Annotated in this window: 15 protein-coding genes; 13 read left to right on the top strand and 2 right to left on the bottom strand. The window is 71.9% G+C overall.

Annotated features, from left to right (window positions below; translation table 11 throughout):
• Window position 1 precedes the first annotated feature (1 nt).
• The 12 genes from ACFW9D_RS12450 to ACFW9D_RS12395 all read left to right on the top strand — a co-directional run bounded on the left by ACFW9D_RS12450 (window position 2) and on the right by ACFW9D_RS12395 (window position 11,360).
• A complete protein-coding gene (locus ACFW9D_RS12450) occupies window positions 2-808 on the top strand; it encodes an MlaE family ABC transporter permease (RefSeq protein ID WP_384620915.1) in 807 nt (268 codons plus the stop codon).
• 3 nt (window positions 809-811) lie between these two features.
• Window positions 812-2,050 carry an MCE family protein gene (locus ACFW9D_RS12445; protein WP_384620912.1) on the top strand — a complete coding sequence of 413 codons (1,239 nt, stop codon included), beginning with the start codon at window positions 812-814 and terminating at the stop codon, window positions 2,048-2,050.
• Entirely contained in the window at window positions 2,047-3,108 is a 1,062-nt protein-coding gene (locus ACFW9D_RS12440; protein ID WP_188339178.1) for an MCE family protein, read from the top strand. Before ACFW9D_RS12445 ends, ACFW9D_RS12440 begins: the two co-directional genes overlap by 4 nt.
• Before the next feature lie 11 nt (window positions 3,109-3,119).
• On the top strand, window positions 3,120-4,181 hold the full coding sequence (locus tag ACFW9D_RS12435; RefSeq protein WP_384620910.1) for an MCE family protein: 1,062 nt from the start codon (window positions 3,120-3,122) through the stop codon (window positions 4,179-4,181).
• Window positions 4,182-4,192: 11 nt separating this feature from the next.
• A complete protein-coding gene (locus ACFW9D_RS12430) occupies window positions 4,193-5,191 on the top strand; it encodes an MCE family protein (protein ID WP_384620908.1) in 999 nt (332 codons plus the stop codon).
• 2 nt (window positions 5,192-5,193) lie between these two features.
• Window positions 5,194-6,411, top strand: a complete 1,218-nt coding sequence (locus ACFW9D_RS12425; RefSeq protein ID WP_384620905.1) for an MCE family protein — start codon at window positions 5,194-5,196, stop codon at window positions 6,409-6,411.
• Window positions 6,408-7,643, top strand: a complete 1,236-nt coding sequence (locus tag ACFW9D_RS12420) for an MCE family protein (RefSeq protein WP_188339181.1) — start codon at window positions 6,408-6,410, stop codon at window positions 7,641-7,643. Before ACFW9D_RS12425 ends, ACFW9D_RS12420 begins: the two co-directional genes overlap by 4 nt.
• Window positions 7,640-8,137, top strand: a complete 498-nt coding sequence (locus ACFW9D_RS12415) for a hypothetical protein (protein WP_384620902.1) — start codon at window positions 7,640-7,642, stop codon at window positions 8,135-8,137. The genes ACFW9D_RS12420 and ACFW9D_RS12415 overlap by 4 nt, the downstream gene beginning before the upstream one ends.
• Window positions 8,134-8,778 (top strand): hypothetical protein, encoded by a 645-nt coding sequence (locus tag ACFW9D_RS12410; RefSeq protein WP_384620900.1) that lies wholly within the window; start codon window positions 8,134-8,136, stop codon window positions 8,776-8,778. Before ACFW9D_RS12415 ends, ACFW9D_RS12410 begins: the two co-directional genes overlap by 4 nt.
• Window positions 8,779-8,801: 23 nt before the next feature.
• Window positions 8,802-9,329: a nuclear transport factor 2 family protein gene (locus tag ACFW9D_RS12405; protein ID WP_384620897.1), complete on the top strand. Its 528-nt coding sequence runs from the start codon at window positions 8,802-8,804 to the stop codon at window positions 9,327-9,329.
• A 31-nt stretch (window positions 9,330-9,360) separates the two neighbouring features.
• Window positions 9,361-10,056 carry a hypothetical protein gene (locus tag ACFW9D_RS12400; RefSeq protein WP_384620894.1) on the top strand — a complete coding sequence of 232 codons (696 nt, stop codon included), beginning with the start codon at window positions 9,361-9,363 and terminating at the stop codon, window positions 10,054-10,056.
• Window positions 10,057-10,121: 65 nt separating this feature from the next.
• Window positions 10,122-11,360 (top strand): lytic transglycosylase domain-containing protein, encoded by a 1,239-nt coding sequence (locus ACFW9D_RS12395; protein ID WP_384620994.1) that lies wholly within the window; start codon window positions 10,122-10,124, stop codon window positions 11,358-11,360.
• On the opposite strand, the gene ACFW9D_RS12390 is transcribed toward ACFW9D_RS12395, so the two are convergent.
• Window positions 11,334-12,938 carry a hypothetical protein gene (locus tag ACFW9D_RS12390; protein ID WP_384620891.1) on the bottom strand — a complete coding sequence of 535 codons (1,605 nt, stop codon included), beginning with the start codon at window positions 12,936-12,938 and terminating at the stop codon, window positions 11,334-11,336. The two genes, ACFW9D_RS12395 and ACFW9D_RS12390, sit on opposite strands and share 27 nt — an antisense overlap.
• A gap of 29 nt (window positions 12,939-12,967) precedes the next feature.
• Complete coding sequence (locus ACFW9D_RS12385) at window positions 12,968-14,218, bottom strand: cytochrome P450 (RefSeq protein ID WP_384620888.1); 1,251 nt, start codon at window positions 14,216-14,218, stop codon at window positions 12,968-12,970.
• 231 nt (window positions 14,219-14,449) lie between these two features.
• Here ACFW9D_RS12385 and ACFW9D_RS12380 point away from each other — a divergent pair, with 231 nt between their 5' ends.
• Complete coding sequence (locus tag ACFW9D_RS12380; protein WP_188339187.1) at window positions 14,450-15,619, top strand: steroid 3-ketoacyl-CoA thiolase; 1,170 nt, start codon at window positions 14,450-14,452, stop codon at window positions 15,617-15,619.
• The last annotated feature ends 44 nt before the right edge of the window (window positions 15,620-15,663 follow it).

Here is a 15,663-nt window from a genome sequence, read left to right as displayed (position 1 = left end):
CATGACCTCCCCCCTCGTCTGGCTCGACCGTGGTGGCGACCAACTCCTCTTCTACCTACGCGCCTTGGTGTGGATCCCGCGCACGCTGCGCCGCTACACCAAGGAAGTGCAGCGGCTGCTCGCCGAGGTCGCCTTCGGGTCCGGCGGGCTCGGTGTCATCGGCGGCACCATCGGCGTGATGATCGCGATGACCGCCGCCACCGGCACCGTCGTCGGCCTCCAGGGCTACGCCGCCCTGGACCAGATCGGCACCGCCGCCTTCACCGGGTTCGTCTCCGCGTACTTCAACACCCGCGAGATCGCCCCGCTCGTCGCCGGACTCGCCCTGTCCGCCACCGTCGGCGCCGGCTTCACCGCGCAGCTCGGCGCCATGCGGATCAACGAGGAGGTGGACGCGCTCGAAGGGATGGGCGTGCGGTCCATGCCGTACCTCGTCACCACCCGGATCATCGCCGGCGTCGTCGCCATCATCCCGCTCTACGCGATCGGCCTGCTCTCCTCGTACCTCGCCTCCCGCATCGTCACGACCGTCTTCAACGGGCAGTCGCAGGGCACGTACGACCACTACTTCAATCTCTTCCTGTCGCCCACGGACGTGATCCTTTCGGTGCTGAAGGTGCTCGTCTTCAGCGTCATGGTGATCCTCGCCCACTGCTACTACGGGTTCCGGGCGAGCGGGGGACCGGCGGGCGTCGGGATCGCGGTCGGACGGTCCGTGCGGAACGCCATCGTGCTGATCTCCGTCACCGACTTCTTCCTCTCGCTGGCGCTCTGGGGCGCCACGACGACCGTGAAGGTGGCGGGCTGACCCATGGAGACCCTGCGCCGCCGGCTCGCCGGCATCGTCTTCCTCGTCGTGCCCGCCCTGCTCATCTGGCTCGCCGTCGCCGTCTACAACAAGGACTTCGTCGACTCCGACGAAGTCGTGGTCGAGACGGGCAGCGCAGGCAACGAGATGCACCTCGGGGCCGAGGTCAAACTGCGGGGCGTCGTCCTCGGCGAGGTGCGGGACATCGACGCCACCGACACCGGGGCCCGGCTCACCCTCGCGCTCGAGCCGGGCGCCCTCGACCGCATCCCCGACGACGTGCGCGCCCAGATGCTGCCGACCACCCTGTTCGGCGAGCGGTACGTGGCCCTCGTCCCGCCGAGCAACCCCAGTACGCGGATGCTGCCGGCCGGGGCCGTCATCCCGCAGGACCGTTCCGCCAACGCCATCGAGCTCCAGCAGGTCCTCGACGACGTCCTGCCGATGCTCACCGCCGTGCAGCCGCAGAAACTGTCGTCGACGCTGTCCGCCGTCTCCCAGGCGCTCGAAGGACGCGGCAGCAAGATCGGCGAGACGCTCAGCACGCTCGACGCGCACCTGAAGAAGTTCAACCCGAACCTGCCGACCCTCAACGAGGACCTCAAGCAGCTGGTGAAGGTCTCGCACGTCTACGCGGACGCCGCCCCCGGCATCCTCGACGCGCTCACCGACTTCACCACCACCAGCGGCACGATCGCCGAGAAGGAGAAGGACCTCGCCGCGGCCTACGGCGGCACGACCCGCACGGCCGAGGACCTGGACGCCTTCCTGCGGGCCAACCAGGACAACATCATCCGGCTGTCCGCCACCTCACGGCCCACGCTCGAACTGCTCGCGAAGTACTCGCCGTCGTTCCCGTGCACCCTGCGCACCCTCACCGAGTTCGTGCCCCGCATGGACCAGGCGCTCGGCAAGGGCACCGACGAACCCGGGCTGCACGTCGACGTCACCACCGTCGCCTCGCGCGGCAACTACGTCCCCGGCCGCGACACCCCCACGTACTCCACCGGCGGCGGCCCCCACTGCTACCCGGTGCCGTACCTCGGCGCCGCCGCCCGCGCGCCCGTCACCGCCACGGCCTCCGCCGAGCAGAACCTCGGGCCCGCCAACTCGCCGCAGGAGAACGACCTGGTGAACGAGCTCATCGCACCGGCCGTCAAGGCCGCGCCGGGCGACCTGCCCGACTGGTCGAGCCTGCTCGTCGGACCCGTCTACCGGGGGACGGAGGTGAAGCTCAAGTGACCGCGAAAGACACCGAGTTCGGGCACGTCCGCCGGCGGTCCGTCGCCGGGCCCGTCATCAAGTCCCTGATCTTCCTCGTCGTCACCGCGCTCGCCACCGCCCTGCTCGGACTGTCCATCGCCAACACGGGAGTGGGTACGGACACCACGACTTACCGCGCCCTGTTCACCGACGTCACCGGGCTCATCGACGGGGACGGCGTGCGGATCTCCGGCGTCAAGGTCGGCGAGGTCACCGACGTCCGCGTCGTCGACCACCGCACCGCCCAGGTCACCTTCACCGTCGACAAGGGACGGGAACTGCCCCGTACCACCACGGCCGCCGTGAAGTACCTCAACATGGTCGGCCAGCGGTACGTGGCCCTCGAACGTGGCACCGGGGACGACACGGGGGATCTCGACCCCGGTGCCACCATCCCGCTCACCCGCACCCGGCCCGCCCTCGACCTGACCCTCCTCTTCAACGGCTTCAAGCCGCTCTTCGAGGGCCTCTCGCCGAAGGACGTCAACGAGCTGGCCGGCTCCATCGTCAAGGTCCTCCAGGGCGAGGGCGGCACCGTCGACAGCCTCATCGAGCACGTCGGCTCCCTCACCACGACCGTCGCCGCGAAGGACCAGGTCATCGGGCAGGTCGTCGGCAACCTCACCGAGGTCCTGAAGACGATCAACGACCGCGAGGACAAGTTCGACGACCTCGTCACCACCCTCACCCGGCTCGTCTCCGGCTTCAACGAGGACCGCAAACCGCTCGGCGACGCCGCCCAGGCCATGGGTGACCTGACGACCGTCACCGCCGGCTTCCTCCAGGACGCCCGTAAGCCCCTCAAGAACGACATCAAGCAGCTCGGCCGGCTCTCCGGCACCCTCGGCGACGGCATCCCGCAGATCGAGAACTTCCTCGACAGGACGCCCGCCAAGATGACCGCCCTGTCCCGCCTCTCGTCCTACGGCTCCTGGTTCAACCTCTATCTGTGCCGGGCCGAGGTCGACGGCGTCACCATGTCCGACGGGTCGAAGCCCCCCACCGGCATCGTCGTCGAAGATGCGAGGTGCCAGTGAAACGGCCCAGCGTGAAACGGCCCCGGTTCCTGGAGATCAAGCCCGTCCAGGAACGCAACCCCGTCGGCATCGCCCTCGCCGGACTCCTCGTCCTCGCGCTGCTGGCCCTCGCCGCGCTCAACGTCAGCAGCCTGCCCCTCGTCGGCGGCGGCACCGACTACAGCGCCGACTTCAGCGAGGCCGCCGGACTCGGCGACGGCGACGAGGTCCGCATCGCCGGCGTCAAGGTCGGCGAGGTCACCTCTGTCAGCCTCGACGGACCCAAGGTCAAGGTCGCCTTCCGCATCGACGACGACAGCACCTGGATCGGCGACCGCACCACCGCCGCCATCGCCATCAAGACCCTGCTCGGCGAGAAGTACGTCGCCCTCGACCCGCTCGGCGGCGGAGAGCAGGACCCCGGGTCCCGGATCCCGCTGGCCCGCACCACCTCCCCGTACGACGTGACGGAAGCCTTCGAGGACCTCAGCGGGACCATCGAAGAGATCGACACCAAGCAGCTCGCCGAGAGCTTCGAGACGATCTCCGAGACCTTCAAGGACTCGCCGCCCGACGTGCGCGCCGCGGTGAAGGGCCTCTCCGCCCTCTCGAAGACCGTCTCCTCGCGCGACACGCAGCTCGCCGAACTCCTCGCGGGCAGCGAGCGGTTGACCAAGACGCTCAAGACGAAGAAGTCGAGCTTCGAGACCCTCATCGACGACGGCGGCTCCCTGCTCGGCGAACTCAAGAAGCGGCGCACGGCCATCAAGGCGCTGCTCACCGGCAGCAAGGCGCTCGGCGTCCAGCTCGACGGGCTCGTCGACGACAACGAGAAGCAGCTGAAGCCGACCCTCCAGGCGCTCGGCCGCGTCACCACCGTCCTGGAGAAGAACAAGAAGAAGCTCGACCGGACCCTCGCGCTCGTCGGGCCCTACTACCGGCTCATCGGCAACACCCTCGGCAACGGCCGCTGGTTCGACAGCTACCTGTGCGGCGTCGTGCCCCGGAACTACCTGCCGGAGACCTCGCTGCCGAAGACCTCCTGCATGCCGCCCAAGAACGGGAAGTACGACGTGAAGGGCGGGGGCCGATGACATCCGCGGGCATGTCCGTCAAGTGGAAGCTTCTGGTCGGCGGGGTCGCCCTCGCCGTGCTCATCGCGGCAGGCGTCGTCGGCGTACGCGCCGCCGACTCCGGCGGCATGCGGATCACCGCCTACTTCGACCGGGCCGTCGGCATCTACGCAGGCTCCGACCTGCGTGTCCTCGGCGTCCGCGTCGGCAAGGTCGCCGAGGTGCGGCCGCAGGGCACCCAGGTGCGCGTCGTCCTCGCGGTCGACGACGGGGTGAAGATCCCCGCCGGGGCACGCGCCGTCGCCGTCGCGCCGAGCGTCGTCGCCGACCGGTACGTGCAGCTGACACCCGCGTACGCGAGCGGCCCGCAGCTGGAGGACGGGGCGAAGCTGCCCGCGTCCCGCAACCGCATGCCGGTCGAGGTCGACCAGCTCTACGACAGCGTCACCGAACTCAGCAAGGCGCTCGGACCCGGCGGCGCCAATGAGAAGGGCGCCCTGTCCGACCTCCTCGGCACCGGGGCGAAGAACCTCAAAGGCAACGGGGCCGCGATGGGCGACAGCATCGAGCAGTTCGGCAAGGCCGCCAAGACGCTCGACGGGCGCAGCGATGACCTGTTCACGACGCTCAGCCAACTCCAGGCGTTCACCACGATGCTCAAGAAGAAGGACGGCGGGGTGCGCAAGGCGCAGGAGAACCTCGACGACGTCACCAGCTACTTCGCCGACAACCGGGACGATCTCGGAGGCGCGCTCAAGGAGCTGGGGATCGCGCTCGGGCAGGTGAAGAAGTTCATCAAGGACAACCGGGGCGAGCTGCGCAAGAACGTACGCAAACTCGTGCCGATCACACGGGCGCTGGTGGAGCAGCGGGCGTCGTTGGCGGAGGCGCTGGACGTCGCGCCGCTCGCCGCGCAGAACGTCGTCAGTGCCTACAACCCGCGGACCCGGACGCTCGACGGGCGGGCCAACCTGAACGAGCTGAGCCAGGGCGGGCCGTTGCTGCCGCTGCCCGCCGTGGGGGGTGAGTAGCCATGCGGCGAGGCCTTCTCGTCGGCGGGGCCGTCTCCGTCGCCGTCGCCTTCTGCGTGACCCTCGGAGTCGTCTCGCTGCCCGCTCCCTCCTTCGGCGGCATCGAGGAGCTGCCGCTGCCCGGCGGCGCCGACCTCGGGGACCACCCCTACACCGTCACCGCCGACATGAAGGACGTGCTCAGCCTCGTCCCGCAGTCCGCGGTCAAGGTCAACGACGTCGCCGTCGGACGCGTCACCGACATCCGGCTCGGCAGCGGGCGGAACTGGAACGCCCGCGTCACCATGCGCATCAACGGCGACGTCGACCTGCCCGCCAACACCGGAGCCCGGCTCGAGCAGTCCAGTCTCCTCGGCGAGAAGTACGTCCAGCTCGTCGCACCCGCCAAGGGCGCCACCGGCGCCCTCGCCGCCGGCGACCGCATCCCGCTCTCCCGCACCGGACGCAACTCCGAGGTCGAAGAGGTCTTCGGCGCCCTGTCCCTGCTCCTCAACGGCGGCGGCGTCAACCAGCTCAAGACCATCACCAAGGAACTCAACTCCGCGCTCGGCGGCCGCGAGAGCGAGGTCCGCTCCACGCTGCGCCGCGTCAACACCCTGGTCACCAACCTCGACACGCACCGCGGCGACATCACCGCCGCGCTCGACGGCGTCAACCGGCTCTCCGCGACCCTCGCCCACCGCAAGGAAGACGTGGCCACCGTGCTCACCGATCTGTCGCCCGGCCTCAAGACCCTGGAGGACCAGCGGGGTTCGCTCATGACGATGCTCCGCTCCCTCGACCGGCTCAGCGGCGTCGCCGTCGACACGGTCGACCGGGGCAAGGCCGACATGGTCGCCGACCTCAAGGCCATCGCCCCCACGCTCAAGGCGCTCGCCGACTCCGGCAAGAACCTGCCCGACTCGCTCCAGGTGCTGCTCACCTACCCGTTCACGGACGAGGTGCTGCGCGGGGTCAAGGGCGACTACCTCAACGTCTATCTGAGCATGACGGCGGCGCCGGGCACCCAGCTCATCCCGCCGCTCACCAAGGGCTCACCCTCACCGACGCCGACCGCGACCGCGCAGAAGGGGACGCGGCAGCAGCCGCAGAAGGGGACGCAGAAGGCGGCCTCCGGCGGTGCGAGCGGGCCCGCGCTGCCGCTGCCCGCGACCTCCGCCCCGGACCCGTCCGCGTCGGCGGCGGCCTCCGCGTCGGCCTCAGGGGGTGAGGAGCGGTGATCACGCTCGCCATCCGGCTCAAGAACCTCGCGTTCCTCGTCATCGCCGTCGTCGTCCTCGCCTTCCTCGGGATCCGGTACGCCGACCTGGGGCGGTACGTCGGAGCCGCCGACTACTACACCGTGAAGGTCCAACTCCCGCGCACAGGAGGCCTGTTCACGCACTCCGACGTCACCTATCGGGGCGTGTCCGTGGGGCGGGTCGGACCGATCGGGCTCACCGCCGACGGGGTCGAGGCCGAGCTGCGCATCAAGAAGTCCGCGCCCCGCATCCCCGACGACACCCAGGCCGTCGTCGCCAGCCTGTCGGCGGTCGGCGAGCAGTACATCGACCTGCGGCCCCAGCGCGGGGACGGCCCGTACCTGGAGGACGGCTCGCGGATCGACGCGAGCCGGACCGCAGTGCCGCGGCCCGTCACCGACGTGCTCACGAGCGTCGACGACCTCACCACCTCGGTGCCGCTGGACGATCTGCGCACCGTCGTCGACGAGTTCGGCAAGGCCTTCGAAGGGCGCGGTGAGGACCTCCAGGTGCTCCTCGACAACGGCACCGACTTCGTCCGGGCCGCCGACCGGGCCCTGCCCAGCACCACGACCCTCATGAACGACGGCGCGGTCGTGCTCCGCACCCAGGCCGAGGAGGGACAGGCCATCCGCGACTTCGCGTCCGGCGCCAAGGACCTCGCCGCCACGCTCAAGGGCTCCGACGCCGACCTGCGCCGCCTCGTCATGGCCGCGCCCGACGCCGCCACACAGGTCAGCGGGCTGCTGCGGGACATGGACCCGGACCTGAGCGTCGTCCTCGCCAATCTGCTCACCACGTCCGAGGTCGCCGTCACCCGGCAGCGCGGCACCGAGGAACTGCTCGTGCAGCTGCCCCGGGCCGTCGCCGCCGGCGCCACGGCCGTCGACGGAAAGAAGGTCAACTTCGGCATGACGGTCACCTTCTTCAAGCCCCTCCCGTGCACGGCCGGCTACGGAGGCACCCGCTACCGCCTCGGCACGGACACGAGTCCCGCGCCCGCGCTCAACACCGGGGCGCGCTGCACCGCGCCCGCGTCCAGCGGGGTCGGCGTGCGGGGATCGGCGCACGCACCGGGCGGCGGTCCCGTGCCGAAGCCGGCCCGGCCGGGAGCGCTGAACCTGCCCTCCCTGCGGGAGAGCGGCGCCGACGGCTCCTCCGGCGACATGGCCGGACTGCTCGGCCTGAGCGGAACGGGGGACGGCTCATGAGACGGGTCCTCACGGGCCTCGGGCTCGCCGCGGCCGTCGCCCTGTGCGGGACGGGCACCTGGTCGTACGCGCAGGCCCGCGGCGACGACGACCTCGCCTACGCGCGGGCGCGGGACGCCGCGCTGGACGACGGCCGCGCCGCCGTCGCCACGCTCTCCACCCTGGACGCGTCGACGACGGCCCGCGCCAAGGCCGGCATCGGCACCTGGAAGTCGGTCACCTCCGGCCCCCTGCGCACCGATCTCTCCCGCCTCGCGCCGGCCTCCGGGCCCTCCTCCCGCGCCACCGTCACGGACGCGGCCCTCACCGCCCTCGACGATCATGCCGGCACCGCGAAACTCATCGCGACCCTGCGCGTGGAGACCACCCCCAAGGGTGCCGAGACCCCGACGACCGACCGCAAACGCCTGGAGGCGACGCTGTCCCGCGCGTCCGACGGCACCTGGAAGGTACGCGCCCTGAACGCGATCCCGGTGACGGCGGTGGGCGGATGAGCGACACCAAGAGCGACCGGACGACCGGCACCGAGCGCGACACGAAGGGTGACGAGCAGAGGGAAGCCGTCGGGCCCGTCCTGCACACCGATCCCGAGGACACCGGCACCGCCGAGGCCGAGGCCGAGTCCCGTACCGGCCGGTGGAGTCGCGCGGCGATCGGGGCCGTCACCCTCGGCGTGCTCCTCGCCCTCGCCGGAGGCGTGCTGTTGTTCCAGGCCCACTCCCTGCGCGACGCCCCGGCCGCCCGCAACCACGCCCTCACCGACGCCGCCGCCACCGCCCGGGTCAACGGGGACGTGAGCAACGCGCTCGGCAAGGTGTTCTCGTACACGCCCGACGGGACCGAGGCCACCGAGCGGTCCGCGCGGGCCGTCCTGTCCGGGCGCGCCGCGGAGCAGTACGCGCAGCTCTTCGCGCGGGTCCGGGCCGATGTGCGGGACCAGAAGGTCACCCTGTCCACGCAGGCCGTCCGCGTCGGCACCGTCAGCCTGCGCGGCCGCACCGCGCACCTGCTCGTGTTCCTCGACCAGACCGCCCGGCGCGGCACGAAGAAGCCCACGACGTCCGCCGCCCAGCTGTCCGTCACCGCCGAACTGCGCGACGACGTCTGGCGCATCGTCGACATCAAGGCCCGGTGAACGGCCCGTTGAAAGGAACCCGGATGGACCGCATCGGACGCCCACTGCTGCTCGCCGCGCTCGCCCTGACCCTCGTCGCGGGAGCCTTCGCCGCCTGGGCCGGCTGGTCCTGGTACGGCGCGGCGCACGACGACACCGCCGCCTACGCCACCGCGCGCGACGACGCCCTGGAGGCCGGAGAGCAGGCCGTGCAGAACCTCAACACCCTCGATCACAAGGACCTCGCGCACGGCCTCGACCTGTGGGAGTCGTCCACGACCGGCGAGCTGCACAGCCAACTCACCGGTGGGCGTTCCGCGTTCGAGAAGCAGGTCCGCGAGGCCCGCACGGTCAGCACCGCGAAGGTGCTCGACGGCGCCCTCACCGAGCTCGACGAACGGGCCGGCCGCGCCCGCGTCATGGTCGCCCTGCGCGTCACCGTCACCGCCTCCGGCGGCAAGTCCTCGCAGAAGGACAGCCGCATGCTCGGCGAACTCACCCGCACCGACGGCCACTGGAAGCTCAGCGCCCTCGGCCAGGCCCCGGTCGGCGACAGCGCGACCACCGACTGACCGACCCCCGAACCGTTGGGAGCGGACCCCGATGTCCACGACGCGCCACACCACCCGCCACCATCTCAACCGGCAGCGCCGCCTCGCCGCGGTGCCCGCCCCGGCCGTGGCCCCGGCCCCGGCAGAGAAATCCGTACCGAAGAAATCCGTACCGAAGAATTCCGTACCGAAGAAGCCCGTACGGAGCGAGTCCGCGCGGCCCGCGCCCCGCGTCCCGAAGGCCCTCGTCGCCCTGTGCCTGCTCACCCTCCTGCTCGGCGCCTTCGCCGGCTGGGCGTTCCACCGGGCGCAGAGCCTCGACGCAGGGGCCGCGGCGCGCAACGCCGCGCTGTCCGATCCCGCCCGGACCAGCGAGGTCAAGGGGCAGGCGGAGAAGGCGGTCGAGGCGCTGTTCTCGTACGACCAGGCGGATCCCGGGGCGGCGCGCGCGGCGGCGGACCGGCTGCTGACCGGGAAGGCGGTCGAGCAGCACCGCAAGCTGCTCGCGCCGGTGCTCGCGCAGGCCGAGAAGCAGAAGACGGTCGTCACGACGACCGTCACCGACAGCGCCGTCGAGCGGATCGACGGCCCCCGCGCCCGCGTCCTCGTGTTCGCCGACCAGAGCAGCACCGGCACCGCCGCCAAGTCCGACACCGCCGCGAACTACGCGGGCGCCATGCTCGCCGTCGACCTCGTCCGCAAGGACGGGCGCTGGCGCGTGTCCGGCATCGACACCTTCGGCACCTGACCGGCACCCACCGACCCGCACGCGACGAACGAGAGGGGCACCCCTTGCGCACCCCGCGCAGCACCCTGCGTATCCGACGCCGCCCGCGCCGCGCCACCCGGCTGAGCCGGGGCCTGCGCGGCACGGCCGTGGCCGTGGCCGCCACCGCCCTGCTCACCGCGTCCCAGGCCCCGGAGCTGCTCCGCGACGCGGGCTCCGGCGCCGACAAGGCGGGCCGGAGCGACCCGTTCGCCGTGCTCGACGAGCCTCTGCCGCCCGTCGCCTCACAGGGCGACGACTCGTACCACACCGAACTCCCGCCGCTGAGGACGCCGGACGCGCCGGGCACGACGTTCCCGCGCGAACAGGTGCGGGCGGAGGCCGGCATCCCGGCGACCGTCCTCGCCGCCTACCGCCGCGCCGAGGCGTCCGTCGGCCGCACCGACCCGGGCTGCCGGCTGCCCTGGCAGCTGCTCGCCGGGATCGGCAAGGTCGAGTCGGGGCAGGCCCGCGGCGGTGACGTCACCGCCGACGGCACGACCCGGCACCGGATCACCGGACCGCCGCTGAACGGCAAGGGGTTCGCCCTGATCCGGGACACCGAGGGCGGCGCCTGGGACGGCGACGCCGTCTACGACCGGGCCGTCGGCCCCATGCAGTTCCTGCCCGGCACCTGGCGCCGCTGGGGCGCCGACGGCAACGGCGACGGCCGCGCCGACCCCAACAACATCTTCGACGCGGCCCTCGGCGCCGGGCACTACCTGTGCGCGGGGAACCGGGACCTCGGCACCGCGCGCGGCCTGGAGCGCGGCATCCTCAGCTACAACTACTCGCGCGACTACGTGCGGCTCGTCCTGTACTGGATGGAGTTCTACCGCAGCGGCGTCCACAAGGTGCCGGACGGGAAGGGCGTCGTACCGGTCAGCCCCGGCGCCGGGTCGAAGACACCCGCGACCAAGCCCGTCGGTGACGGCGGGGACAGCGGTTCGGACGGCGGCAAGGGAGGCGGCGGCATCGTCATCGGCCCCGAGCCGACCCGCACGCCCGGCACACCGAAGCCGTCCGACCGGCCGACGGACGGTCCGAGCCCCAGCCCGGGCCCCTCGGACAGCGCCCCGCCGCCCACGACGGAGCCGCCCACCACGCCGCCCGTCACCGGTGACCCCACCGACGGCCCGACCGACACGCCCACCGACCCGGGCACCCCGACCGACTGCCCCTCCGACAGCGCGAGCCCGACCGACTCCCCGAGCCCCAGCCCGACCGACACCCCCACCGAGGGCCCGACGGAGAGCCCGTCACCGTGCACCGCAGCCGGCGCCTGACGGCCTCCGCAGCGCCGATCCGAGCCGGTACGTCCCGGCGGCGGGTGCCGTCAGTTCGGTGAACTCGCCGCGCTGCCGCACCCGCAGACACCCGTGCTCCGCCCGCAGCCACGGCGAGTACGCGACCCGCAGCGTCGCCGTGCCCGCCCGCGCGAAGCGCACCGTGACCCGCGCCCCGTCCGTGTCCACCACGGACGCGGGCGCGGACACGAGCGGCACCGCGTCCCGCACCCGGTACACCCGCCAGTGCGCGTCCCGCCACACCGGCTCCAGATAGGGCGCCCCGCGCCGCACGAGCGCCGCCTCCCGCTCCGCGGGCCCGTCCGGCTTCCCCCCGGGCAGCACCACGAACCCGACGGCCCACCGGTCCAGCCACGCCCGGTAGGCCGCCGCCGAGAACGAGCCGTCGTAGAAGAGGCGCCCGCGCTCCACGTCCAGCTGCCGGTTCCAGCCACGCGCCATGTTCACGTGCGGGGCGAGCAGCGTCGCCTCGCGGTGGTTGCGCGCGGGGACCACCTCCACGCGCGTACGGTCCGCGCCGAGCCGCTCCAACTCCCGTACGACGCCCCCGGTTTGCCGCGCCCAGGCCGGGACTCGCGTGGACACCCTCAGGTCGTCGAGCGTCTTCTGCCCGACCCAGTACGAGGACCAGACGAGAGCCACCGCCAGGACGAGCGCCTGGAGACGGGGCAGGCCGGGGACGCGCAGGGCCGCCAGGAGGGCGGCGGGCGCGGCCAGTTCGGCGAGCCGCTCCACGTTCGTGCCGACGGGGGAGGGGATCAGATACGTGAGGACCGTGCCGAGCGCGTACACGGCGGCGGCCCCGCGCGCCGCACGCCACCGAGCGGGCCCCGCCACCACCAGCGCGAGCGCGAACAGGAACGGTGGCCAGATCCGGTCCGCCGGCATCAACTGCTCGCCCCGGAACGGGAAGAGCAGGGTCGTGGCGCCCACGACGGCGGCAGGCGGCAACGCCAGCGCAGCCGCCGGACCCCGACTCCGTACGAGGAACCGGCCGGCGCCGACGACGGCGAGGAAGAGTCCGGCGACCGGGGACGCCAGCGTGGCGAGCGCCGCGCACACCGCGCCGGCCGCACACCTGGGCCGCCCGGTGACCGCCACGCACGCGCCGAGCCCGCACGCGACCCCGAGCGCGAACGTCGTACGGCCCGACGCCACGTCGCACCAGAGCGCCAGGGACAGGAGGAGGGCGGGCGCCGCCGGGCGCCGCACCCCGCAGCGCACGATCAGCACGGCGCCCAGCCAGGACGCCGCGATCCCCGACAGCACCGTCACCGTGCGCACCCCGGCCCACGCCATCAGGCAGGGCGACAGGACGGAGTAGTTGGCGGCGTGCGTGCCGCCGTACCAGAACAGGCCGTACGCCGAGCCGCCGTGCTCGGCGGCGAACGCGGCCCACGCCTCCTGGGCCGCGAGGTCGCCGCCGCCCGTCGCGAGGAACAGCGCCCACACCGCGTACAGCGGCAGCACCGGCGCCGTCGCGCACAGGGCCGTCCGCTGGGACGCGGTGAGGGTGAAGCGGCGGAGGAGTAAGAGGGGCAGTTCGACCGTGGCCACGGGCACCGATCCTACGGCCCCTTCCTCACTCAGGGTGCCGAGGTCGACACCTGGAGTTCCTTCACGCCGTTGAGCCAGGCTGCGCGCAGCCGGCGCGGGTCGCCGGTCAGCCGCAGGTTGGGCATGGCGTCCGCGATGGCGTTGAAGATGAGGTCGATCTCCAGGACGGCGAGGGACTTGCCGAGGCAGAAGTGCGGTCCGCCGCCGCCGAACCCGAGGTGCGGGTTCGGGTCGCGCTTGATGTCGAAGGTGTCCGGGTCGGTGAAGACCTCGGGGTCGTGGTTGGCGGAGGAGTAGAAGAGGCCGACCCGGTCGCCCGCCTTGATCTTCTGGCCGCCCAGCTCGGTGTCCTGGGTGGCGGTGCGCTGGAAGGAGACGACCGGGGTCGCCCAGCGCACGATCTCCTCCGCGGTCGTGCTCGGGCGCTCCCGCTTGTAGAGCTCCCACTGGTCGGGGTGGGTGAGGAAGGCGTGCATGCCGTGCGTGATCGCGTTCCGCGTCGTCTCGTTGCCGGCGACGGCCAGCAGGATGACGAAGAAGCCGAACTCGTCGGAGGACAGGCTGCCCTGGTCCTCGGCCGCGACCAGCTGGCTCACGATGTCCTTGGCCGGGCACTCCTTGCGGGCGGCGGCCAGGTTCATCGCGTAGGAGACGATCTCCATCGCCGCCTCGGCGCCGATCTCCTCGGTGATCGCGTACTCCGGGTCGTCGTACGCCACCATCTTGTTCGACCAGTCGAAGACCTTGGCGCGGTCCTCCTGGGCGATGCCGATGAGCTCGGCGATGGCCTGGAGCGGCAGCTCCACCGCGACGTTCGTGACGAAGTCGAAGCCGCCGTCGCTCGTGTCCCGCTCCAGGGCCTTGGCGACGATGTCCAGGGCCCGGCTGCGCAGCTTCTCCTCCAGGGAGCGGATCGAGCGCGGGGTGAAGCCGCGCTGCACGATCTGGCGCACCCGGGTGTGCTCCGGCGGGTCCATGTTCAGCATGATCATCTTCTGGACCTCGATCTGGTCGCGCTGGATCGAGGAGTTGAAGCGGATCACCGCGGTGTTGGTGTTGGAGGAGTAGAGCTCCGGGTGCGTGGAGACGTATTTGACGTCCGCGTGCCGGGTCACCGCCCAGTAGCCCGCGTCCGCGAAGCCGGAGATCCCGGGCTCCTGCGGTATCCAGCGAACCGGTTCGGCCTGCCGCAGCTGGGCGAACTCGGGGTACGGCACACGGTCTTGCAGCAGATCGGGGTCCGTGAAGTCGAACCCGTCGGGCAGCGCGGGGCACGGCATGGGTCACTCCCGTGTTGGTTCTGACGATCCGTCAGTTCTGGCTCGAAAGGTAGTAACCGGTTCTAGAAGTGGCAAGGCCTGCGTCGGTGTCGGTTCCGTGCGATGTACGTGCACGCCCCTTGCGTACCCGGGGTAAGCGCGTCGAGACTGCACGGAGAACTGGTACGCGTTCTAGTTTTGCGCGTCGCCCGTCGGTCCGGTGGTCCGGGAATGTGTGGAGGGACGAAGGTCATGGCAGCGGAACCCGTCATCGTCGAAGCCGTACGTACTCCGATCGGCAAGCGCGGTGGCGCGCTGGCCAATCTCCACCCCGCGTATCTGCTGGGCGAGACCTACCGCGAGCTCCTCGGCCGTACCGGCATCCAGGCGGACTGCGTCGAGCAGATCGTCGGCGGCACCGTCACGCACGCGGGCGAACAGTCCATGAACCCGGCGCGCACCGCCTGGCTCACCATGGGCCTGCCCTACGAGACCGCGGCCACCACCGTGGACTGCCAGTGCGGCTCCTCCCAGCAGGCCTCGCACATGACCGCCAACATGATCGCGGCCGGCGTCATCGACGTCGGCATCTCCTGCGGCGTCGAGGCAATGTCCCGCGTCCCGCTCGGCTCCGGCTCCAAGCACGGCCCCGGCAAGCCGTTCCCCGACGAGTGGAACGTGGACCTGCCCAACCAGTTCGAGGCCGCCGAGCGCATCGCCCGGCGCCGCGGACTGACCCGCGAGAACGTCGACTCCCTCGGCCTCATCTCGCAGGAGCGGGCGGCCGCCGCCTGGGCCGAGGAGCGCTTCAAGCGCGAGACCTTCGCCGTGCAGGTGCCCACCACCGAGGAGGAGCAGGCCGCCGGCCACGGTATGTGGCGGCTCGTCGACCGCGACGAGGGCCTGCGCGACACCACCATGGAGGGCCTGTCCCGCCTCAAGCCCGTCATGCCCACCGCCATCCACACCGCGGGCAACTCCTCGCAGATATCCGACGGCGCCTCCGCCATCATGTGGGCCTCCAAGCGCATGGCCCGCGCCCTCAAGCTCAAGCCGCGCGCCCGCATCGTCGCCCAGGCCCTCGTCGGCGCCGACCCGCACTACCACCTCGACGGACCCGTCGACGCGACCCGCGCCGTCCTCGGCAAGGCCGGCATGTCCCTCAAGGACATCGACCTCGTCGAGATCAACGAGGCTTTCGCGTCGGTCGTCCTCAGCTGGGCCCAGGTCTTCGAACAGGACCTGGAGAAGGTCAACGTGAACGGCGGCGCGATCGCCCTCGGCCACCCCGTCGGCGCGACCGGCGCCCGCCTCATCGCCTCCGCCCTCCACGAACTGGAGCGCAGGGACAAGGAGTTCGCCCTGATCACCATGTGCGCGGGCGGCGCCCTGGCCACCGGCACGATCATCCAGCGGCTCTGACCCGCCACCCGGGGCCGCCCCCTGGTGCGGGGTGGACATAAGTC

The organism is Streptomyces sp. NPDC059524, assembly GCF_042749255.1.
GTDB lineage: Bacteria > Actinomycetota > Actinomycetes > Streptomycetales > Streptomycetaceae > Streptomyces > Streptomyces xanthii.
Note: the sequence above shows the minus strand (reverse complement) of the source record. Positions and strands in the feature narration are given on the sequence as shown.